Origin of the sequence: Pseudomonas ficuserectae, from assembly GCF_024584585.1 — a bacterium.
In the GTDB taxonomy this organism is placed as follows: domain Bacteria; phylum Pseudomonadota; class Gammaproteobacteria; order Pseudomonadales; family Pseudomonadaceae; genus Aquipseudomonas; species Aquipseudomonas amygdali.
In genome coordinates, this window is the sequence record NZ_CP085684.1 from 3,990,161 (window position 1) to 4,010,638 (window position 20,478).

The 20,478-nt window shown below is 59.9% G+C and carries 21 protein-coding genes; 11 read left to right on the forward strand and 10 right to left on the reverse strand.

The features are described from left to right. Window positions 1-124 precede the first annotated feature (124 nt). Both LJU29_RS17475 and LJU29_RS17480 read right to left on the reverse strand, forming a co-directional pair. Complete coding sequence (locus LJU29_RS17475; protein ID WP_011169042.1) at window positions 125-343, reverse strand: DUF6434 domain-containing protein; 219 nt, start codon at window positions 341-343, stop codon at window positions 125-127. A gap of 97 nt (window positions 344-440) precedes the next feature. Further along, window positions 441-1,325, reverse strand: a complete 885-nt coding sequence (locus LJU29_RS17480; RefSeq protein ID WP_257110989.1) for a LysR family transcriptional regulator — start codon at window positions 1,323-1,325, stop codon at window positions 441-443. Between the two features lie 99 nt (window positions 1,326-1,424). Between LJU29_RS17480 and LJU29_RS17485 the strand changes: the two genes are divergently transcribed. Then, entirely contained in the window at window positions 1,425-1,907 is a 483-nt protein-coding gene (locus LJU29_RS17485) for a multidrug/biocide efflux PACE transporter (protein WP_005754600.1), read from the forward strand. 128 nt (window positions 1,908-2,035) lie between these two features. Beyond that, a complete protein-coding gene (locus LJU29_RS17490) occupies window positions 2,036-2,869 on the forward strand; it encodes a PhzF family phenazine biosynthesis protein (RefSeq protein WP_057453616.1) in 834 nt (277 codons plus the stop codon). Between the two features lie 6 nt (window positions 2,870-2,875). Here the strand turns inward: LJU29_RS17490 and LJU29_RS17495 are convergent, their stop codons facing one another. Continuing rightward, window positions 2,876-4,027, reverse strand: coding sequence for an MFS transporter (locus tag LJU29_RS17495; RefSeq protein WP_005754603.1), 1,152 nt, complete (start codon window positions 4,025-4,027; stop codon window positions 2,876-2,878). 224 nt (window positions 4,028-4,251) lie between these two features. Between LJU29_RS17495 and rarD the strand changes: the two genes are divergently transcribed. Continuing rightward, complete coding sequence (gene rarD, locus LJU29_RS17500; RefSeq protein ID WP_257110990.1) at window positions 4,252-5,136, forward strand: EamA family transporter RarD; 885 nt, start codon at window positions 4,252-4,254, stop codon at window positions 5,134-5,136. Between the two features lie 3 nt (window positions 5,137-5,139). Here rarD and zapE read toward each other — a convergent pair whose 3' ends face one another. Together zapE and LJU29_RS17510 are read right to left on the reverse strand one after the other, a co-directional pair. Continuing rightward, the gene (zapE, locus tag LJU29_RS17505) at window positions 5,140-6,255 is read right to left on the reverse strand and encodes a cell division protein ZapE (protein WP_257110991.1); all 1,116 of its coding nucleotides are present in this window, start codon (window positions 6,253-6,255) and stop codon (window positions 5,140-5,142) included. A gap of 51 nt (window positions 6,256-6,306) precedes the next feature. Beyond that, entirely contained in the window at window positions 6,307-7,752 is a 1,446-nt protein-coding gene (locus tag LJU29_RS17510; RefSeq protein ID WP_122322159.1) for a SulP family inorganic anion transporter, read from the reverse strand. Here LJU29_RS17510 and LJU29_RS17515 point away from each other — a divergent pair. Then, entirely contained in the window at window positions 7,751-7,897 is a 147-nt protein-coding gene (locus tag LJU29_RS17515; protein ID WP_183135689.1) for a hypothetical protein, read from the forward strand. The genes LJU29_RS17510 and LJU29_RS17515 overlap by 2 nt on opposite strands. Continuing rightward, entirely contained in the window at window positions 7,897-9,054 is a 1,158-nt protein-coding gene (ampC, locus tag LJU29_RS17520; RefSeq protein WP_057453619.1) for a class C beta-lactamase, read from the forward strand. Before LJU29_RS17515 ends, ampC begins: the two co-directional genes overlap by 1 nt. Here the strand turns inward: ampC and ada are convergent. Together ada and LJU29_RS17530 are read right to left on the reverse strand one after the other, a co-directional pair. Next, complete coding sequence (gene ada, locus LJU29_RS17525; RefSeq protein WP_257110992.1) at window positions 9,043-10,149, reverse strand: bifunctional DNA-binding transcriptional regulator/O6-methylguanine-DNA methyltransferase Ada; 1,107 nt, start codon at window positions 10,147-10,149, stop codon at window positions 9,043-9,045. The two genes, ampC and ada, sit on opposite strands and share 12 nt — an antisense overlap. 70 nt (window positions 10,150-10,219) lie before the next feature. Next, window positions 10,220-10,834 (reverse strand): DNA-3-methyladenine glycosylase family protein, encoded by a 615-nt coding sequence (locus LJU29_RS17530; protein WP_004657053.1) that lies wholly within the window; start codon window positions 10,832-10,834, stop codon window positions 10,220-10,222. Between the two features lie 313 nt (window positions 10,835-11,147). Here LJU29_RS17530 and efeU point away from each other — a divergent pair, with 313 nt between their 5' ends. Genes efeU through efeO (LJU29_RS17550) form a run of 4 tightly spaced genes read left to right on the forward strand, consistent with a single transcriptional unit; the run spans window position 11,148 to window position 15,423 of the window. Continuing rightward, on the forward strand, window positions 11,148-12,002 hold the full coding sequence (gene efeU, locus LJU29_RS17535; protein ID WP_057423622.1) for an iron uptake transporter permease EfeU: 855 nt from the start codon (window positions 11,148-11,150) through the stop codon (window positions 12,000-12,002). 8 nt (window positions 12,003-12,010) lie between these two features. Next, window positions 12,011-13,222, forward strand: coding sequence for an iron uptake system protein EfeO (gene efeO, locus LJU29_RS17540; RefSeq protein ID WP_257110993.1), 1,212 nt, complete (start codon window positions 12,011-12,013; stop codon window positions 13,220-13,222). 24 nt (window positions 13,223-13,246) lie between these two features. Then, on the forward strand, window positions 13,247-14,569 hold the full coding sequence (efeB, locus tag LJU29_RS17545) for an iron uptake transporter deferrochelatase/peroxidase subunit (RefSeq protein ID WP_257110994.1): 1,323 nt from the start codon (window positions 13,247-13,249) through the stop codon (window positions 14,567-14,569). 29 nt (window positions 14,570-14,598) lie between these two features. Then, window positions 14,599-15,423, forward strand: a complete 825-nt coding sequence (gene efeO, locus LJU29_RS17550; RefSeq protein WP_005754622.1) for an iron uptake system protein EfeO — start codon at window positions 14,599-14,601, stop codon at window positions 15,421-15,423. Window positions 15,424-16,171: 748 nt separating this feature from the next. Here efeO (LJU29_RS17550) and LJU29_RS17555 read toward each other — a convergent pair. The 3 genes from LJU29_RS17555 to LJU29_RS17565 form a co-directional block, all read right to left on the reverse strand. Continuing rightward, window positions 16,172-16,942 carry a molybdopterin-dependent oxidoreductase gene (locus tag LJU29_RS17555; RefSeq protein ID WP_002554189.1) on the reverse strand — a complete coding sequence of 257 codons (771 nt, stop codon included), beginning with the start codon at window positions 16,940-16,942 and terminating at the stop codon, window positions 16,172-16,174. Further along, window positions 16,939-17,559, reverse strand: a complete 621-nt coding sequence (locus LJU29_RS17560; RefSeq protein WP_004657063.1) for a cytochrome b/b6 domain-containing protein — start codon at window positions 17,557-17,559, stop codon at window positions 16,939-16,941. The genes LJU29_RS17555 and LJU29_RS17560 overlap by 4 nt, the downstream gene beginning before the upstream one ends. Window positions 17,560-17,631: 72 nt before the next feature. Beyond that, window positions 17,632-18,237, reverse strand: a complete 606-nt coding sequence (locus LJU29_RS17565) for a hypothetical protein (protein WP_002554191.1) — start codon at window positions 18,235-18,237, stop codon at window positions 17,632-17,634. A 170-nt stretch (window positions 18,238-18,407) separates the two neighbouring features. Between LJU29_RS17565 and LJU29_RS17570 the strand changes: the two genes are divergently transcribed. Further along, window positions 18,408-19,097 (forward strand): heavy metal response regulator transcription factor, encoded by a 690-nt coding sequence (locus tag LJU29_RS17570; protein ID WP_002554192.1) that lies wholly within the window; start codon window positions 18,408-18,410, stop codon window positions 19,095-19,097. Further along, window positions 19,076-20,464, forward strand: coding sequence for a heavy metal sensor histidine kinase (locus LJU29_RS17575; protein WP_257110995.1), 1,389 nt, complete (start codon window positions 19,076-19,078; stop codon window positions 20,462-20,464). Before LJU29_RS17570 ends, LJU29_RS17575 begins: the two co-directional genes overlap by 22 nt. Window positions 20,465-20,478 lie beyond the last annotated feature (14 nt).

A 20,478-nucleotide genomic window follows, 5' to 3' on the forward strand; every position in this document is an offset into this window, starting at 1 on the left:
TGCAAAAATAATGGCATTTTGCACTCGAAAATCGATGATTTTCGAAAAGTCAGAGCGGTATGTGCTTCTTGATACAGACAGAGCGAGCCCGGGCGGGCAGCCCTCCAACAGCCACAACGTCAGCTCATTCCGATCCTGCTGTTCGCAGACGCAACCATTCATCCACGACCTGGCCCATGTTTTTGGGCTCGCCATTAGTGATCCACGCCATGAATGGCCGGTCGAACCTGAACGACGGCCCGCATTGTCCGGTCATGAAGCGCCTCACGTTCTGCGTATTTCGGTAGCGGTCGTCCACCGGGGTATCACGTGTAACAGGATCGGAGTGCCAGTCGAATGTCATGCGTTACCCTACCCGACAGTGTTGAAAGTCTGTGCTTTATAGCTGGAAATCAGCAAGCCCCGCGACTGCTGACTGCCGGTTATGAGAGCCGATCCGCTTACTCTCCGGCAAACGGCACCAACGACTCCAGCAGCCATGCACCTGCTGGCCCCAGGCTGCGCTGGAATGACCAGATGACATCGACCGCCGAGCGACGCGGCCAGCCCGAGACTTTCAGCTCTTTGAGCAGCCCGCCCGAATAGCGCGACACCAGCCAGCGCGGCAACGCCGACCAGCCAAAACCGAAGGCAGCCATGTCCATCAACAGCAGGTAATTGGGCGCTGACCAATGACGGTGACCGCTGGTGGGCAGGTCGTCGGTGGGGATGCTGTGCTCGACCAGCGTGTTGAGGCGCAATGCGCGGTAACCCGCCAGTTGCTGATAATCGACCCGTTCCAGCGCGGCAAGCGGATGTTTATGCGAGACGAACAGACCGAAATCGGCACTTTCGTCGATGGTCGCGTGACCGATCTCCAGTGGGTAGCTGGCTTGCGCCGACAGCAGCCCCAATGATGCCCTGCCCGACTGCACCAGGCTGATGGCATCACCGTGCTCGGCGAATACGCATTCCATCTCCAGCTCCGGAAAGCGCTGATCCAGCTCGGTCATCAGCCGCTCGAAATCGGCGAACTGGTTGGCGTCCGACAGCACCAGCGTCAGCCTTGGCTCGACGCCTGCCGCAAGCCTTGCAGCAGCCCGGCGCAGTCGGTCCGAGGCGCACAACAGGTCATCGACACGGCCAAGCATGACCCGCCCGGCTTCAGTCAGAACCGGTTGCCTGGAAGAGCGATCGAACAGCTCCAGCCCAAAATCGATCTCCAGGCGCGCAATTGCTTCACTGATCGTCGACTGACTCTTGCCCAGACGGCGTGCAGCTGCACTGAACGAACCCAGTGCGGCAATCTGGGCGAAGGCTTCCAGGGCTTCCGGTGAATAACTCATGACACTCTCTTATCGGCTTTACCGATGGTATTGATTTTCAGGTTAACGCAAACACCGATGATAATGCTGCCACCCACGAGCACAAAGGACAGTCTTATCATGAGCAACAGCCCACAACACGCCAGCCAGCACGCATCCGTAGCGTCCAAAACCCTGCGTGAAAGGGCGCTGCACGCCAGCCTGTTCGAGATCGGTGGCGTGATTCTGGTCGCACCGCTGCTGGCCTGGCTCATGAACCATTCGCTGGCAATGATGGGCGCCATGACAGTGATGATCTCCACCATCGCCATGCTCTGGAACATGCTCTACAACGCCCTGTTCGACAAACTGCGCAACAAGTACGGGTTTGCCATGAGCCTGACCACTCGCGTGCTGCACGCAACAGGTTTCGAAGCCGGACTGATTCTGGCCGTCGTGCCACTGGCCGCATGGTGGCTGACGATCAGCCTGATGGAAGCATTCTGGCTGGATATCGGTCTGCTGCTGATGTTTCTGCCTTACACCATGCTGTTCAATTGGGCCTACGACGCACTGCGTGAACGTGTAGTGCAGCGGCGTATGGCAAGGTGTGAGGTGCCTTGAGAGGAGAGGCCTGCGCGGGCGCTCAGGCATCAGCTATATAGATGCACCGCATCAGTTCTTCTCACTGGATTATCAAATCAGCTCCGTTGCAAACTGTCGCCCAATGACCACGGCAAGGACATCCTTCAATGACAACTGAAATACTCAAACTGGCGGCATTCAGCGATGGCGATCGCGGTGGAAACCTGGCAGGCGTGTGGATTGGCGATGCGCTGCCCGATGACCTCGTCATGCAGCAGCTTGCCGCCGAGGTCGGCTTTTCCGAAACCGTGTTTGCCGCTCCTGTGGAAGGTTGCTGGCGTGTACGTTATTTCTCGCCGCTGGCAGAGGTCCCGTTCTGCGGACACGCGACCATCGCTTTGGGCGCAGCGCTGGCGGCACGGCAAGGCGACGGCGTGTTCAACCTGACGCTCAATCAGGCGCAGATCACTGTCGAGGGTCATGCGCAAGGCTCCCTGACTTCGGCAGCACTGCAATCGCCACCGACCTTCAGCAAGCCGATCAGCGCGCAGTTGCTGGAAGAAGCCCTGGCGCTATTCGGCTATACGCACAACGATCTGGATGAACGCATCAAGCCAGCGCATATCAACGGCGGTGCCGGGCACCTTGTGCTGGCGCTGAACAGCCGGGCACAGCTCAAGGCTATGCACTATGACCAGCAGGCCGGTCGAGAGCTGATGGTACGCGAAGGCTGGGCGACTATTTTGCTGGTATGGGCCGAAACCGAACAGCTGTTCCACACTCGCAACCCGTTTGCCTTCGGCGGCGTTTATGAAGACCCGGCTACCGGTGCGGCCACGGCGGCCCTGGGTGGTTATCTGCGCGATACAGGCTGGCCGCACGGTGGCCTGATAGACATTATTCAGGGCGAGGACATGGGCAGCCCGTCACGTCTGCGCGCGGAAATCCCCGAGCAGCCCGGGAGTTCGATCCGGGTGTCGGGGATGGCACGCACGTTGTAGTCAGAATCAGGTCCTGAGCTTGCTGCCGCCGATAGCCACGCCCAAGAGCATCACGGCAACGATCATGAACGCCAGCTCAAGGCTGCTGACATGGGCGATGAAACCGATTGCCGCAGGACCAATCAGAATCCCGGCGTAACCAACCGTGGTGATCGCCGGAATCGCCACGCTTTCCGGCATGGTCTTCTGCCGACCGACTGCGCTGTAGCAGACCGGTACGATGTTCGAGCAACCCGCGCCTACCAATGCATACCCCAGCAGCGCCGCCTGCCAGACCGGGATCAATGTCGCGACGGCCAGCCCCGCTGCGGCACACAGCCCGCCAAGAATGATCACTCGATTGGAGCCCACCCGTTTTACCACCGCATCGCCAAACAACCGCCCCAGGGTCATGGTCGCGGCGAATACCGCATAGCCCAGTCCGGCATACGACGCTTCGACACCACGCAACGAGGTCAGGAATACCGCGCTCCAGTCAAGCATTGCGCCTTCGGCCAGAAACACGGTGAAGCACAGCAGGCCGATGAACAGCACCACGCCACGCGGGATGGCAAAGGCTGGCCCATCGGCCGGACTGCCGTAAGGCAACAGATTCGGCGCCGCTTTGGCCAGCGCAACCAACGTCAGAAATACCACGATCAGCATCGCCGTGAACGGCGAGATGCCCAGACTGAGCAAGCCGGCGACACCCGCGGCACCGACAATCCCACCGAGGCTGAACAGGCCATGGAATCCCGACATCATGGTCTTGCCGCTGGCACGCTCGACAATCACCGCCTGAACGTTGGCCGTGCAATCCACACCCCCCATGCCCGCGCCAAACAGGAACAGCGTGGCTATGAGTAGCGGCAGACTGGATATCGTCGCCAATAGCGGTAGACACAGACAGATCAACACCGTCGAGCAGACCAGCAACCGCCGACAGCCAAACCGCGCTGCCAGCGCACCGGCCAACGGCATCGAGAGAATCGAGCCTACGCCGAGGCACAGCAACAAAAGCCCGAGCGTGCCCTCATCAAGGCCCATCCGCTGTTTGACGTAAGGCACAAGCGGCGCCCAAGAGGCGACACTGAAACCGGCAATGAAAAACGCGATACGCGTCGAAGACTGCTCCGCCCGAGCCTTGGCATCATGGGCTGCGGTGCTAAAAGAGGTCATGCATGCTCCTTGTAATTTGCCGAGTACGGTCACACCGGCCAGCGCGACAGCCTAACAAAGCTGATCGATTAGCCAAAACCTCTGATGCACTTGCATGAGGCTCGTTCCATCGTCGTGCAAGGGCCGTCCGATTTGCAGCTTTTTGCACCTCAGGCCAGTAGACTGACGACCACGCGCACCAGACAGGTGCGCAATCTGTCGAATCAGCTGTCGCGGAGGCCGTCGTGTACAAAGGTGTAGTGCTGTCGATCCTGGCGTCAACGCTGTTCGGAGTCATGTATTTCTATACGTCACTAATGACCCCGCTCGACGGTGAAGAGATCTTCGGCTGGCGCATGCTGCTCACCGTGCCATGCGCGACGCTGTTCATGCTGGTCAGCGGAGACTGGCGGCGAGTCCGCGAAGTGACTGTCCGGCTCAGGCAGCAACCGCTGCTGATCTTCGCGCTGCTGCTGTCTTCGGTGCTGCTCGGCGCGCAATTGCTGATCTTCATGTGGGCACCGCTGCACGGGCGCAGTCTGGAGGTATCGCTGGGTTATTTCCTGCTGCCGCTGAGCATGATTCTCACCGGCCGCATCGTGTACGGCGAGCACCTTTCGTATCTGCAAAAGGTCGCGGCGGTATTTGCCATGATCGGTGTTGGCCATGAGCTATGGCGGCTGGGCAGCTTTTCGTGGGAGACGCTATTGGTCGCGGGCGGTTATCCGCTGTACTTCGTGCTGCGACGCAAGCTCAAGACCGGCCACCTCGGCGGGCTCTGGTTCGACATGCTGCTGATGCTACCCATCGGCCTGTGGTTTATCGCCAACGGTCATCCACAAGCCATCCAGCAGGCACCGCTGCTGTACCTGCTGATTCCCGTGCTCGGGGTCATCAGTGCCTCGGCACTGGTCAGTTACATCGTTGCCAGCCGTTTGCTGCCGTTCAGCCTGTTTGGCTTGCTCAGTTATGTCGAGCCGGTGCTGCTGGTCGGCGTCGCCCTGTTGCTGGGCGAGAGCATCGGCCGCGATGAATGGCTGACTTACCTGCCGATCTGGCTGGCCGTCGTGGTGCTGATGATCGAAGGTGCCAAACACGTGCTGACCCAGCGCCGTCGGGATGCAGCCTGAAGCTCAGGTCTCGGTGAAACGCTCCAGTTGCATTTCCTGAAGCCGACTCAGGGTGCGCCGAAAGGCAAACGACAGATAACCCTGGGTGTACAGTTCGTCTATTGGCACAGGCGCTTCGACATACAGCGGAATGCGCCGGTCGTAACATTCGTCCACCAGCGCAATGAAACGTCGCACGCCGTCGTCGTTGGGCGATAACTGCGGCAGCTCGCGGTCGCCTGCCGTCACCTGCTCCACGCCATCCTCGGTGCCACGGGCAATCTTCGCCTCGCGCTGGGCGGCGCTGAGGGGCGGCACTTCGCTGAGCAGAATCACCGAGAAACGATCACACAACGCGATAAAATCCATCGCCGCCAGCGGTTGTTCACACAGGTCACGATAGCGGCACCACACTGCCGTATCGGAATGCTGAACCACATTGATGCTGCGATAGCCGAGCATGACCTGCGAGTCGTGAACCGGCTGGCCAGCGCTCAGCGCTTCGAATATCCCCTTCAATGCACTTGGCTGACCGGCCTGTGCAACCCAGTAACGCTGGTGCAACTGTCCGGGGTGCAGGCGATGATCCTCGCCGCCGTCGACCGCCACCACATTCATGTATTTCAGGATCGCGGCGACGGCTGGCAGGAAGCGCTCACGATTATGGCCGTGGCTGTACAACTTTTCCGGTGGCTGATTGGACGTACAGACCAGCACTACGCCCTCTTCGAACATCACTTGCAGCAACCCGCCGAGAATCACTGCGTCGCCGATGTCAGTCACGAACAACTCATCGAAACACATCACCCGCACTTCCCGCGCCAGCTCTTTGGCGACCACGGTCAGCGGCTGAGGCGTGCCCATCAGCTCGAACATGCGCTTGTGCACCCAGCGCATGAAGTGATGAAAATGCTGCCGCCGGGCCGGCACGCTCAGGCTTTCGAAAAAGCGGTCCATCAACCAGGTCTTGCCGCGCCCGACCGGCCCCCACAAATAGACGCCCTGTGCCCGACCCCGCGCATCGGCCAGGGCCTCATAGCACGCCTGCAACTGTCGGGCAGCCTGCAACAGCGCCTGATCGGGCTGAAAACCACGCCGGACGGCACGTTCGTAGGCTTGCAGCGGGGAAACGGCATCCATCAGGCACACACCTTAGGTATCAGAGAAAAGACATCCTGCCTGAAACGAGGCTCATGCGTGCTGCACGCCGGCGCGCTTGAGCAGCCGCTTGCAGCGCTCGGACAGATGCACCACGCGCAAATGCTTGCCCGCTTTGACATAGCGCTCGCGCAAGGTCTTGAGCGCAGCAATGGCCGAGTAATCGACGAAACTCAGGTGGCGGCAATCCAGTGTCACCTGCGCCGGGTCTTCGGCCGGGTTGAACTGGTCGAGAAACGGTGTGGTCGAGGCGAAGAACAGCGTGCCATGCAGGTGGTAGACCTTGCTGCCGTCGGCTTCGACATGGCTGTCGGCGTACAGCTCACGAGCCTGCTGCCAGGCGAAGTTGATCGCCGCGATAATGATCCCGAACAGCACCGCAGTGGCCAGATCGGTGAGCACCGTGACAACGGTCACGGCAATGATCGCCAGTACGTCATTGACCGGCACCTTGCGCAGCACACGCAACGATGCCCAGGCGAAAGTCTGCTGGGCAACCACAAACATCACCCCGACCAGCGCCGCCAATGGAATGCGCTCGATCAGCGGCGACAGAAACAGCACGAACATCAGGATCATCAAACCCGCCACCACGCCCGACACACGACCGCGGCCGCCGGAACTGAGGTTGATCACCGTCTGGCCGATCATCGCGCAGCCGCCCATGCCGCCAAAGGCACCGGACACCACGTTGGCAGCGCCCAGTGCCACGCACTCGCGATCCGGGTAACCACGGGTTTCGGTGATCTCGTCGGTCAGGTTCAGGGTCAGCAGGGTTTCCAGCAGGCCGACCAGCGCCATCAGGATGGCGTATGGGGCGATGATGCGCAGGGTGTCCAGGTTCCACGGAATGTCCGGCATGGCGAATACCGGCAGGCCACCGGCAATGTGCGCCATGTCGCCCAGGGTGCGGGTCGGCAGGCCGAGCAGGTAGACCGCCAGCCCGACGCTGAGGATCGCCACCAGCGCTGGCGGCGCAATGCGGGTCAGGCGTGGCAACAGATAGACAATCGCCATGGTCAGCGCCACCAGCCCGAGCATCACGTAAAGCGGCGTACCGCTGAGCCATGACTCACCCACCTTGAAGTGCTCCAGTTGCGCCATCGCGATGACAATCGCCAGGCCGTTGACGAAGCCCAGCATCACCGGATAAGGCACCAGCCGCACCAGTTTGCCGAGCCGCAGCAAGCCGAACAGGATCATGATCAGGCCACCCAGCAATACGGTCGCCAGTAAATACTGCACACCCTGCTGAACCACCAGCGCGACGATTACCACCGCCATCGAACCGGCCGCGCCGGAAACCATGCCCGGACGCCCGCCGAACAGGGCCGTCAGCGTACAAATGATGAACGCGCCGTAGAGCCCCATCAGCGGGTTGAGATGGGCCACCAGTGCAAAGGCAATGCACTCGGGCACCAAGGCAAAGGATGTCGTGAGCCCGGCCAGGACTTCGGCGCGTATACGGATTGATTTCATGGGTTACCTGAACCGCGCCCCGTGGAGGAAGCGCAAAAAAGGAAGCATATTACGCAAACCCGCCGCCACCGACCACCGCAGCAAGGCTTCAAAACAGCGTTCTTCGATGATCTGCGGCGACCCAGAACAACAAGGAATCATGTGATGCCAAGGAATAAGACACTGTTATGCGCGGCGCTTGTGCTGAACGCTTCCCTTGCCTGCGCTCAAGACCCGGCACCTGACCTTGATGCCGTTGTGCAGCAAGCTGCGCAGCAGGTGATGCAGGAAAACAACATTGCAGGCATGTCCATCGCCATCACCCGCAACGGTACACAACAGTTCTATAACTACGGCGTCGCCTCAAAAACAACCGGCCAGCCGGTGTCCAGCGATACGTTGTTCGAACTGGGCTCGATCAGCAAAACCTTCACTGCCACACTGGCCACCTGGGCGCAGGCCAATGGGCAGTTGTCGCTGACCGACAGCATCGACACCTACCTGCCGCAATTGAATGACACACGTCTGGGCAAAATACCGGTCTTTCACCTCGGCACCCACACAGCAGGCGGTTTCCCCCTTCAAGTGCCCGACAAGGTGCAGAACACTCGCCAATTGATGGACTATTTCAAGGCCTGGCAGCCCGACTACCTGCCCGGCACCCACCGCACCTATGCCAACCCCAGTGTGGGCCTGCTCGGTATGGTTGCGGCGCGCAGCATGAAGCTGCCGTATGAAAAAGCCCTCCAGAAGCGTCTGTTTCCGGCGCTGAACCTGAGCAACACCTACGTGACCGTGCCCGACGAAAAGCAGGCGTTTTATGCACAGGGCTACAACAAACTCGACGAACCGGTCAGGGTTAACCCAGGTCCTCTGGCGAGTGAAGCCTACGGCGTGAAATCGAGTGCGCGGGACATGATTCGTTTTGTCGAGGCACACCTTGGGCCTGGTCAGTACGACGCGCCGCTGCAACGCGCTCTCAGTGACACACGGATCAGCTATTTCAAAGTCGGCGGCATGACTCAGGACCTGATCTGGGAGCAGTATCCGATGCCGGTTGGCTTGGGGCAGCTGCTTGAAGGCAACGCCAGTGCCATGCTGAACACCCTCAAAACCGAAGTGATCGAGCCGCCGCAGGCAGCGCAATCTGCGGTCTGGGTCAACAAGACCGGATCAACCAACGGTTTCGGTGGCTATGTCGCGTTCATACCGGAAAAACAGCTCGGCATCGTGATTCTGGCCAACAAGAACTATCCGAATGAAGAACGGGTAAGGCTGGCCTACCGGATTCTCGGCGAGTCAGGCTGCTGTTCAAAGCCCTGAAAGAAGCCCTGTTCCCCCGGCAGCTTCGATTTCAAGCAGCTTGCGCTTGCGCTCGACACCCCAGCGATAACCGGATAACGACCCGTCGCTGCGCACGACCCGATGACAGGGAATGGCAACTGCCAGCGTGTTGGCACCGCACGCATTCGCCACTGCGCGAACTGCGCTGGGCATACCGATACGCGTGGCGATATCGGTGTAGGTTGCGGTCGATCCGGCAGGTATATCCCTGAGCGCCTGCCATACCCGCTCCTGAAAAACCGTGCCGCGGATGTCCAGCGGCAGCGCGAGTCCGGTCGCAGGCGACTCGACAAAGCCCACGACCCTGGCGACAAGTTGTTCAAACTCTTCATCCCCGCCGATCAGGTTGGCATTGGGGTACTGATCCTGAAACTTTTCGACCAGCACACTGGGGTCGTCTCCGAGTGAAATGGCGCAGATACCCTTGGGGCTTCTGGCCACCAGAATCGAACCCAGCGAGCTTTCACCCAGTGCAAACCTGATGTCGACATTGGCCCCGCCTGCCCGGTACTCAGAAGGTTTCATGCCCAGCATTTTTTGCGAAGCCTCATAGAATCGGCTGTTGGAGTTGAAACCTGCTTCATACAGCGCACTGGTGATGGTCACATCGTGGGAAAGCTGGACTTTCACTCGCGAGCGCAAGGACGCGACGCTGTAGGCTTTGGGCGTCAACCCGGTGAGTTTCTTGAAAGTGCGATGAAAATGAAAACTGCTCATCCCGACCTTTTCTGCAAGCGCAGCGAGATTGGGCATCGAGTCGCAGGCGTCTATCAGCCTGCAGGCTTCGGAAACGGCCGAAGCATGCTTGAGGTCCACGCTTTGCTGATCACTGCCACTGCGCCGCGACAGGCGAAACCCGGCAGCTTCAGCCTCGCTCGCCGAAGAAAAGAACACGACGTTTTCCGGCCTTGGAAGTTTGCTAGGGCTGCCGGGCTTGCAATAGATACCGGTTGTCAGCACACCGTAGACGAAGTCAGCGCCCGCGCCTGAACGACGATTGAGCAGGATCTCCCAGCGCGGGTCCTCTTCGGTTCGTGGCGCACGCGTTTTCAACGTGCCTTTCATGTTTTCCATGCTGATGGCCTGTCTTGGGTTTCGATGAGCCTATCCCTGTCGCAACACACAGGCACTCCGAGTCTTGCTCTCAAATTCGAGATAAATCGATGTCGCTGAAGTTGGCCGGTACTCGCCACAAATACCAGGCGGCAATCGTCCTGTAAGGGCCGAACCGTTCGCCAATTCTGGCCATTTCCCTATGACCCGGTTTGAGTTCAAGAGCATACAGCCGTCGATAGCCTTCGCACACGCCATAGTCGCTGGCGGGCATTACGTCCATCTGGCCCAGACCGTAAATGAGCATCATCTCAACCGTCCAGCGACCTACGCCCGGCAACTGTATGAGGCGTTCGACAAGCGCTTCATTGCTCATGGCCAATGCAGCGCTGACATCGGGGACAAGACCATCGACCCGTGCCGCGGCAATGGCTTTGATCGCTCGACATTTGGACGCCGAGAAACCGCAGGAGCGCAGTGTTTGCTCATCCAGATCGATCAATGCCTGCGCGGCCGGAAAGGTTGCGTCTGGAAACAGCGCGCGCAGCCTCATCACCATAGCGTCACCCGCTTTGGCATGCAGTTGCTGATAGGCGACGGCCTTGATCAGCGCCTGAAATGGATCCTGCGCGGCAGTGACCGGGTGCAGGCAGGGGCCGACGTGATTGATCAGTAATTCCCATCGCCTGTCGATGGCTTTGAGCATTTCGACCGCCTCTGCATGTGCAGCAGCGTTCGCGTCACGTGGCGGTACGCACTCGCTATCAGGTGCGTCTGATTCTGATGACATCGTGTTTTCCCAAATTGAAATAGGCATGTCAGACCACACAGTAGGCCGCCCCGGTATTTATTACGCTCAAGCCAGCCCAGCTGAACCTGACCTGAACAACCTGCCAAAACCGGGATGCAGATAAAAAACAACTACCCGCAGTCAAGAATGAGTATCATTATGTTACGCAGTGTTTCCGGCTTATAGCTCGCTGAAGCACGTTCAGCCTACAGTTTTGACCCGGTGAGATATGCTCGTTCCGTTTTTGATCATGCTGCGCGAAGGCATCGAAGCCGCGCTGATTGTTGGCATTATCGCCAGTTACCTGAAGCAGACCGGCCGCGGCGAGTGGATGCCTGCGGTGTGGATCGGCGTGTTCCTCGCTGCCGCGCTGTCGCTGTTCGTCGGTGGCGGGCTTGAGTTGATGAGCGCCGAGTTCCCGCAAAAGCAACAGGAATTGTTCGAAGGCATTGTCGGCATGATCGCCGTGGGCATTTTAAGCTCGATGGTGTTCTGGATGCGCAAGGTCGCCCGCTCGATCAAGCACGCTTTGCATGAGTCTCTGGACGCTGCCCTCACCGGCTCGAAAAACCAGACCTACGCGTTGATCGCCATGGTGTTTTTCGCCGTGGCCCGCGAAGGGCTGGAGACCGTATTCTTTCTGCTCGCAGTATTCCAGCAGAGTGAAGGCTCGGGCGCGCCGCTGGGTGCCCTGCTCGGGCTGTTGCTGGCCGTGGGCTTCGGCGTGGCCATTTACAGCGGCAGCATGCGTCTGAACCTGAGCCTGTTTTTCCGCTGGACCGGGCTGTTTATTCTGGTGGTGGCCGCGGGCATTCTCGCTAATTCCGTTCAGGCGCTACATGAAGCCGGAGTCTGGAATCATCTGCAGGAAGTGGTTTTCGACATCAGCGCACTGTTGCCGATGGACGGGCCTGCCGGCTCGGTACTGGCTGGCATGTTCGGTTACCAGGACGCTCCGACCGTCAGCACCTTGAGCGTCTACCTGATTTACCTGATCGGGGCGCTGCTGCTGTTCTTCATGCCGCACACCCCGGCGTCCGGCAAGACCGTACAGCCGAAAACATCTTCTGTGACGAACGAATAAGGGCACCCATGTCTATCCGTACCCCAGGGCCTTCCGAGAACGCCCGGCCGCCCCGTGTCCTGCAATTGGCTGTCGCCGGTTCGGTGATCCTGATGATTGCCGCAGGCGGGCTGTTCTATTACGCCTCGCAGGTCGCGGCAAAAAAGCGCGCGGCCAATGCCGGCACTGAAACCGTGGTCAATATTCACGCCCGCAACTGTGAGCCAAATGTGCTGACGGTGGCGGCGGGCAAGAATGCCTTCCGCATCGTCAACCGCTCGGAACGCGCCGTCGAATGGGAAATTCTCGATGGCGTGCTGGTGGTTGAAGAGCGGGAAAACATTGCGCCGGGGTTGAGCCAGGTGATCAATGCCAACCTGGCACCCGGCGATTACGCGATTACCTGCGGCCTGCTCAGCAACCCGCGCGGCACCTTGCACGTCACCCCGACCGCCGAGTCCGATGCAAAAGCCAAGGCGCGCCCGTCGATGACCGCCTTCATCGGCCCTCTTTCCGAATACCGGGTGTACCTGAGCCTGCAAGGTTCGGCGCTGATCAAGGCCGTGACGGCTCTGCAACAAGCCATTGAAGCTGGCGACCTGAGCGCCGCTCAGGCGGCCTACCTGCCCGCCCGCACCGCGTATCAGCGTATTGCTCCGGCTGCTCAGCGCCTCTCGGAACTGGACAACGCCATCAACGCCCGCGCCGATTACTACGAGAAGCGTGAACAGGATCCGGGCTTTACCGGCTTCCATCGCATTGAATACGCATTGTTCGATCAGCACAGCGTCGAGGGCCTGTCGCCCGTCGCGCAGCGCCTGCAAACCGATGTCACTCAGCTCAAACAGCAGTTGATGGCGCAATCGCTGGCCCCCGAACAACTGGCCGCCATCGCCACCCGCACGATGCGCAGCCTGGCTGACGTACGCAGCAACGGCGAAGAAGAACGCTACAGCCACAGCGACCTCAACGGCTTTGCCGCCAATCTGGACGGAACCCGCAAAATCGTCGATCTGCTGCGTCCGTTGTTGACCCGCAGTGCTGCCGATCTGCTGCAGAAGATCGATGCGGCCATGGCTGATCTGGACACCACACTTGATGCGTTGAGCACCACTGAGGGAGGCATGCGCCCCTATGACCAGGTGGACGAGACGCAGCGCAAGCAGATCGCTGCCAAGGCTGGCGCTCTGGCTGACGCACTCAATGGCATCGACGCGGCACTTGGCCTTTCTGACCTCTGATTCACTGGAGCACAGCACACTACGATGAAAAACCCAGACAACAGTCCAGAAGCCACTAACGCCCCCGCTTCAATACAGCGTCGCCGTGTCCTGATGGGTCTCGGTGCTGCCGGTGCCGCGCTGGCTGGCAGCAGCCTGAGCGGCAACGTACTGGCCGCAACGCCGGCGCAAGTCACCGAAGCACCGAACAGTGAAAAGACCCAGGACCACAACGACTTTCATGGCCTGCATCAGACCGGCATCGTCAACCCGCGTCCGGCCGCAGGCATGCTGGTCGCGTTCGACGTGCTGGCTGCCGACCGCGAAGATCTCGAGCGCCTGTTCCGCACGCTCAATGAGCGCATCGCGTTCCTGATGACCGGCGGCCCGGTGCCGGAGATCGACCCGAAACTGCCACCGCCTGATTCCGGCATTCTTGGCCCTGTGGTCACCCCGGATAACCTGACCATTACCGTGTCGGTAGGCGAATCGCTGTTCGATGAGCGCTTTGGCCTGACCCCGGTCAAACCCAGACGCCTGATCCGCATGACCGGCTTCCCCAACGACGCGCTGGATCCGGCCAGTTGCCATGGCGACCTGAGCATCCAGTTCTGCGCCAACACCGCCGACAGCAACATTCACGCCCTGCGCGACATCGTCAAGAACCTGCCTGACCTGTTGCTGGTGCGCTGGAAACAGGAAGGCACCGTGCCGCCCCAGGCACCGAAAAAGCCCGGTCAGCCGCCGGAAAGCGCGCGCAATTTCCTCGGTTTCCGGGATGGCTCGGCAAATCCGGATTCCAACAACCAGAAGACCATGAACGAGCTGATCTGGGTGCAGCCGGGTAGCGACGAGCCAGCGTGGGCCGCCAAAGGCAGCTATCAGGCCGTGCGAATCATCCGTAACTTCGTGGAACGCTGGGACCGCACGCCATTGCAGGAGCAGGAATCGATTTTCGGCCGCAGCAAAAGCACCGGTGCACCTATGGACGGGAAGGTCGAGACCGACGTACCCAACTACGCGGCAGACCCGGAAGGCAAGAAAACCCGACTGGATTCGCACATCCGCCTGGCCAACCCGCGTACCGCAGAAAGCCAGCGCAACCTGATCCTGCGCCGTCCGTTCAATTACTCCAACGGGGTGAACAAGAACGGTCAGCTGGACATGGGCCTGCTGTTCATCTGCTATCAGGCTGACCTGGAAAAAGGCTTCATCACCGTTCAGAGCCGCCTCAACGGCGAGCCGCTGGAGGAATACCTCAAGCCGGTCGGTGGTGGTTATTTCTTCACCCTGCCGGGGGTAACCGGTGACCAGGATTTCATCGGCCGCTCGCTGCTGGCAGCTGCTTCGCCCACTAAAACCGCATGACCTACCCACTCCAGACCCGGAAGACACCCATGAAAAAGACGCCCCTGGCTTTGCTCTTGACCCTTGGCCTGCTCCAGACGCCACTGGCTGCCTTTGCCGCCACCGCGCCGCTGGACCTGGTAGGTCCGGTTTCGGACTACAAGATTTACGTGACCGAAAACATCGAAGAACTGGTCAGCCACACTCAGAAGTTCACCGATGCCGTTAAGAAGGGCGACATCGCGACGGCCAAAAAGCTGTATGCCCCTACCCGCGTGTACTACGAGTCGGTAGAGCCGATTGCCGAACTGTTCAGTGACCTGGACGCGTCCATCGACTCACGCGTCGACGACCACGAACAAGGCGTCACGGCAGAAGACTTCACCGGTTTCCATCGTCTGGAGTACGCGCTGTTCTCGCAGAACACCACCAAGGACCAGGGCCCTATCGCCGACAAACTGATGAGCGACGTCAAGGACCTGGAAAAGCGCGTAGCCGAACTGACCTTCCCGCCTGAAAAAGTCGTCGGTGGCGCAGCCGCCTTGCTGGAAGAAGTGGCGGCGACCAAGATCTCCGGCGAAGAAGACCGTTACAGCCACACCGACCTGTACGACTTCCAGGGCAACATCGACGGCGCGAAGAAAATCGTCGACCTGTTCCGCCCGCAGATCGAGCAGCAGGACAAAGCCTTCTCCAGCAAAGTCGACAAGAACTTTGCCACCGTGGACAAGATTCTGGCCAAGTACAAGACCAAGGACGGTGGCTTTGAAACCTACGACAAGGTGAAAGAGAACGACCGCAAAGCCCTGGTCGGCCCGGTCAACACCCTGGCCGAAGACCTCTCGACCCTGCGCGGCAAACTGGGCCTGAATTGATCCGAAGCGCCGCGCCTGTTCGAAGTGCGGCTTTTTGCCGTACCAGCGGTTACTGCACCTGAAAGCGCTTTTTTACCGCGATGGCACTGACGACGCAGAGTGCGACGTTAGTGACGGCTGAGTCCTGGCGCTGATCCGGGGGTAGCCTGGCAGGACGCCAGGCTAGCCGCACCGGGCCATGGATGGCCCGTTGCGGCGACCCCCGGATCAGTGCCAGGACGAAGGAACCCGACGAAGTCGGGCCGGAAACAGGAGCGAGGGGGTTTGGTTACTTTGGCCCCATCAAAGTAACTCGCCGAGGGGCGAAAAGGTGACCTGAGCCGAACCTCAATCCACCTGACAAAGAAAAAACCGCCATGTGACGCAGAGCGTCACGAACGGCATTCCCACGCGGAGCGTGAGGAACGATAGTCAAAATCGCATTAACTACCACCGAAATGCTTTTCAACCACGATGGCACTGACGACGCAGAGTGCGACGTCAGTGCCAGGACGAAGGAACCCGACGAAGTCGGGCCGGAAACAGGAGCGAAAGGATTTGGTTACTTTGGCCTCATCAAAGTAACTCGCCGAGGGGCGAAAAGGTGACCTGAGCCGAACCTCAATTCACCTGACAAAGAAAAAACCGCCATGTGACGCAGAGCGTCACGAACAGCATTCCCACGCGGAGCGTGAGGAACGATAGTCTCACTACCGCCATCGTGCGACGCTCTGCGTCGAATGCCCTTCTGGACGCTCTGCGTCCGCGCCTAGATCCCGCTGAACCAGTTGTAGCCCTGATCCTCCCAATACCCGCCAGGATTCTCGTTGCTGACGAAGATCTCGACGATGTGCTTGGGGTTCTTGAAGCCCAGCTTGGTCGGCACTCGCACCCGCAGCGGGTAACCGTAATCCGGTGGCAGGGCGACTTCACCGAAGTCCAGCGCCAGCAATGTCTGCGGATGCAGCGCAGTAGGCATATCCAGGCTTGAATAATAGCGATCGGCGCACTTGAAGCCGACGAAACGTGCCGTGGTATCGGCACCGATGTACTCCAGAAAAGTCTTCAGCGGCACACCGCCCCATTGTCCTATCGCGCTCCAACCCTCAATGCAGATCAACCGCGTGATGTCGGTGCGTTGCGGCAATTTGCGCAGTGCATCCAGCGTCCACGGCTGCTTGTCACGCACCAGCCCGGACACCGCCAGCCGATAGTCGGAAAGCTCCACCTCCGGCACGTTGTATTCGGGGTAGAACGCATTGAACGGGAACGGGTTGGTCAGCTGCGCCTTGCTGTAGGTCGGGGCCAGTTTCTGGCCGTTGAACAGCCAGGCCTGAACCCGGTCATTCCAGCGCGACATGGCCCACAGCACTTTGTCGACCTGATCGCCATCCTGCAGGTTGCAGCCGGTGAGCATCGACATCGCCCCCACTGTCAGCCCGGCGCGTAGAAACGAGCGGCGCTGAATATCGACCAGTTGGCTCTGCTGCGCAGGCTCCAGACGAATGCGCTGGGTGATGCGTTTACGAGGTTCGTTCATGGTTGCGCAGTTCCGTCTTCGTTCGGCTGGCGGCCGCCGGTAATCATGGGTAACAAGGTACTGGGCACCAGCACGACCAACACCAGATGAACAACAACAAACGCGCCGATGGCCGTCATCGCGCCAAAATGCACCCAGCGGGCAAAATCGAACCCGCCCAGCAGGGCAACCAGGCCCTGAAACTGCACCGGTTTCCAGATAGCCAGCCCGGACACCACCACCAGCACGCCCATGATCAACACCAGCCAGTACATCAGCCGTTGCACCGCGTTGTAACGGCCTTTGACGTGGGCCAGGCGAAAATGCAGCGCATCACTCATGTCACGCTTCACTTCAGACGGTCGAACAGGTAGCAGATCGCGTTTGAAGTGGCGGCTGAATACGCCATACAGCACATACAGCAGGCCGTTGATCACCAACAGCCACATCACCGCGAAGTGCCAGGCGATCGAGCCGCCCAGCCAGCCGCCGAGTGTCAGGAATTTGGGAAAGGTGAATGGCATCAGTGGCGACGCGTTATAAATAGCCCAACCGCTCATGAACATGCAGACCATGCCCACGGCATTGACCCAATGCGTCAGGCGCACCGGCCACGGGTGAATAGGGCGGGTTTTCATGCGCAGATCCCTCTAGATCAGGTGTAATCGAGGATGTCAGCAGCAGCCTGCCACTGACAGCCTCGGCTGCGATTACATCGGCGGGGTAAACCCGTCCTTGCCGACTGCCACACCGCGTGCCGACTTGCCGTCGTCAGCCGGGAACACCACGACCTTGGCGCCTTTGGTCAACTGATCAACCTTGCCTGGCTCGACGTAGGCGATAGGCACATCCTGCGGCACCACCAGCTTCTTCTCGCCACCCTCGTATTTGACGGTCAGCGTGCGGCCATCGGTGCCAGCCAACGTGCCAACGGTGCCATTGGTCATGGTGCCGGTGCTGCCATCAGCGTTTTCCCAGCCATAGTGGCCTTCGCCGCTGCCTTTGAGGCTGGCTTCAAAAACGGTCACCTCCAGCGCTTTCAGTGTGCCGTCCGCCTGCGGGATGGCAGCCGAACCGACAAAACTGTCACCTTTGATTTGCTTGAAGTCAGCTTCGGACACAAGACGAATACCGGTCTTGTCAGTCAGCTTGATACTTTCGTGCTGACCCGAGCGGGTGGTGAAATCGAGGGTGTCGGCGCTGACGCTGTCGACGGTCCCGCGCATCGGTTTAACCACCTTCATGTCAGCAGCCTGAGTCATGACAGCAGCGCTGAGCAACAGCAGGCCGAACGTTGTAGAGAGTGCAGTCTTCATCGGTACTTCCTTGGCAGTTGATATCTGGAACCCATCCTTGCACCGTTACCGGCACCGCAGAATGACCGGGCAATGACATTTTTGTCATTCGCCGGACACCTTGTCGGCAACTGGTTAGACTTCGGCATCGGTGCACCGTGGGTGCCTGCAAAAGCGTAGCGGACAAAACGATGCATATCCTGCTGATTGAAGACGACACCAAAACCGGTGAATACCTGAAGAAGGGCCTGGGTGAATCCGGCTACAAGGTCGACTGGACCCAGCACGGTGCCGACGGCCTGCACCTGGCACTGGAAAACCGCTACGACCTGATCGTGCTGGATGTGATGCTGCCAGGCATCGATGGCTGGCAGATCATCGAAGTGCTGCGCGCCCGGCAGGACGTGCCGGTGCTATTCCTGACCGCTCGCGACCAGTTGCAGGACCGGATTCGCGGGCTGGAGCTCGGCGCTGACGATTATCTGGTCAAGCCGTTTTCCTTCACTGAACTGCTGCTGCGCATCCGCACCATCCTGCGCCGGGGCGTGGTGCGCGAGGCAGACCATTTTCATCTGGCCGACCTTGAACTGGACCTGCTGCGCCGCCGCGTGACGCGTCAGCAGCAGGTTATCGTGCTGACCAACAAGGAGTTCGCCCTGCTGCACCTGTTATTGCGCCGCGAAGGCGACGTACTGTCCAGGGCACAGATTGCCTCGGAAGTCTGGGACATGAATTTCGACAGTGACACCAATGTTGTGGACGTCGCCATCAAGCGCCTGCGCAGCAAGGTCGACCTGCCCTACCCGGTCAAGCTCATCCACACCGTACGCGGTATCGGTTATGTGTGCGAGGTGCGGCCATGCGACGCCAGCCTTCCCTGACCCTGCGTTCTACCCTCGCCTTCGCGCTGGTGGCGATGCTTACGGTCAGCGGCGCGGGGCTTTATCTGTACCAGTCCATAGAAGAAACGGTCATGCAACGCAGCGACCACGCGGTACTGGCGCGGCTCGATCATTTCCGCAAGCTGTTGCGCTATGACCTGACGATGGACAACCTCAAAGGCAGCCCGCAACTGTTCGAGAACATGCTCGACAGCGAGGAAGATATTTTCATCATCGGCGAACCGGGCAAGCCACCGGTGATATCGGTCAACCCGCAACCCGCGCCACTGCCAGAACTGCCGACCGTGGCGCAGGATCAGCCTTTACGAGTCGAGGACCTGCGCAGCGGCCTGAGCCTGCAAGGCGTGCCGTTGCGTGCCGCGGCGGTGCAAGTAATGTCCAATGGCGTTGCAGTGCGTTTGCAGGCCGCGCACCTGATGGTCAAGGAGATGGCCATGCTCGCCAGCTTCCGGCAGAGCATTTATATCGCCGTTGCGCTGGCGTTCCTGATTACCGCCGTGCTGGGTTACATATTGCTGCGACGCGGCTTGCGCCCACTGCGCAGAATGGCCGCCCACGCTGCCGCAATAACCCCGGCCAGCCTGCACAAACGGCTCGACAGCCACGACACGCCTGTCGAGCTGCAACAATTGAGCGATGCCTTCAATGCCATGCTTGACCGTCTGGACGATGGCTATCGACGCCTGATGCAGTTCTCCGCCGATCTGGCCCACGAGATTCGTACGCCGGTCGGTTCGCTGATGGGCCACTGCCAGGTTGCCTTGCGCCAGAACCGTAGCGCCGACGAATATCAAGCCCTGCTGGCTTCCAATCTGGAAGAGCTGGAACGTATTTCAAGGCTGGTGGAAAGCATCCTGTTTCTGGCACGAGCGGACGAAGCCCAGGCCGCGCTGGAACGCCAGCCGCTGGACCTGCACGATGAATTGCAACGCGTGGCCGGTTATTTCGAAGGGCTGGCTGAAGAGCGTAATCTGCGGCTGAGCCACAGCGGACAAGGCACGTTGCTGGCCGACCCGATCCTGCTGCGCCGTGCACTGAGCAATCTGGTCGCCAACGCAATTCGCTATGCGAATGAAAACAGCGAAATCCTGATTCGTGTTGCGGCAGTTGATCGTCAGTGGCGAATCGAGGTAGAAAATCAGGGCCCGGTATTACCCCAAGCCACGCTCGCGCGACTGTTCGACCGCTTCTATCGGGGTGACGCCTCGCGCCATGAGCGCTCGGACTCCAACGGCCTGGGGCTGGCCATTGTTACAGCAATCATGCACCTGCATGGCGGGCGGGTCGAAGTGGCTCAACCCGCAGCCGGCAGAATCTGCTTCAGTCTGATATTTCCAGCGGTCTGAATCTTCCAGACCGT

Excerpts from the sequence above, each read along its gene's own strand:
- LJU29_RS17475 (WP_011169042.1), bottom strand. The coding sequence starts at position 343 with ATGACATTCGACTGGCACTCCGATCCTGTTACACGTGATACCCCGGTG.
- LJU29_RS17480 (WP_257110989.1), bottom strand. The coding sequence starts at position 1,325 with ATGAGTTATTCACCGGAAGCCCTGGAAGCCTTCGCCCAGATTGCCGCA.
- LJU29_RS17485 (WP_005754600.1), top strand. The coding sequence starts at position 1,425 with ATGAGCAACAGCCCACAACACGCCAGCCAGCACGCATCCGTAGCGTCC.
- LJU29_RS17490 (WP_057453616.1), top strand. The coding sequence starts at position 2,036 with ATGACAACTGAAATACTCAAACTGGCGGCATTCAGCGATGGCGATCGC.
- LJU29_RS17495 (WP_005754603.1), bottom strand. The coding sequence starts at position 4,027 with ATGACCTCTTTTAGCACCGCAGCCCATGATGCCAAGGCTCGGGCGGAG.
- zapE (WP_257110991.1), bottom strand. The coding sequence starts at position 6,255 with ATGGATGCCGTTTCCCCGCTGCAAGCCTACGAACGTGCCGTCCGGCGT.
- LJU29_RS17515 (WP_183135689.1), top strand. The coding sequence starts at position 7,751 with ATGGGTTACCTGAACCGCGCCCCGTGGAGGAAGCGCAAAAAAGGAAGC.
- LJU29_RS17510 (WP_122322159.1), bottom strand. The coding sequence starts at position 7,752 with ATGAAATCAATCCGTATACGCGCCGAAGTCCTGGCCGGGCTCACGACA.
- ampC (WP_057453619.1), top strand. The coding sequence starts at position 7,897 with ATGCCAAGGAATAAGACACTGTTATGCGCGGCGCTTGTGCTGAACGCT.
- ada (WP_257110992.1), bottom strand. The coding sequence starts at position 10,149 with ATGGAAAACATGAAAGGCACGTTGAAAACGCGTGCGCCACGAACCGAA.
- LJU29_RS17530 (WP_004657053.1), bottom strand. The coding sequence starts at position 10,834 with ATGCTCAAAGCCATCGACAGGCGATGGGAATTACTGATCAATCACGTC.
- efeU (WP_057423622.1), top strand. The coding sequence starts at position 11,148 with ATGCTCGTTCCGTTTTTGATCATGCTGCGCGAAGGCATCGAAGCCGCG.
- efeO (WP_257110993.1), top strand. The coding sequence starts at position 12,011 with ATGTCTATCCGTACCCCAGGGCCTTCCGAGAACGCCCGGCCGCCCCGT.
- efeB (WP_257110994.1), top strand. The coding sequence starts at position 13,247 with ATGAAAAACCCAGACAACAGTCCAGAAGCCACTAACGCCCCCGCTTCA.
- efeO (WP_005754622.1), top strand. The coding sequence starts at position 14,599 with ATGAAAAAGACGCCCCTGGCTTTGCTCTTGACCCTTGGCCTGCTCCAG.
- LJU29_RS17555 (WP_002554189.1), bottom strand. The coding sequence starts at position 16,942 with ATGAACGAACCTCGTAAACGCATCACCCAGCGCATTCGTCTGGAGCCT.
- LJU29_RS17560 (WP_004657063.1), bottom strand. The coding sequence starts at position 17,559 with ATGAAAACCCGCCCTATTCACCCGTGGCCGGTGCGCCTGACGCATTGG.
- LJU29_RS17565 (WP_002554191.1), bottom strand. The coding sequence starts at position 18,237 with ATGAAGACTGCACTCTCTACAACGTTCGGCCTGCTGTTGCTCAGCGCT.
- LJU29_RS17570 (WP_002554192.1), top strand. The coding sequence starts at position 18,408 with ATGCATATCCTGCTGATTGAAGACGACACCAAAACCGGTGAATACCTG.
- LJU29_RS17575 (WP_257110995.1), top strand. The coding sequence starts at position 19,076 with ATGCGACGCCAGCCTTCCCTGACCCTGCGTTCTACCCTCGCCTTCGCG.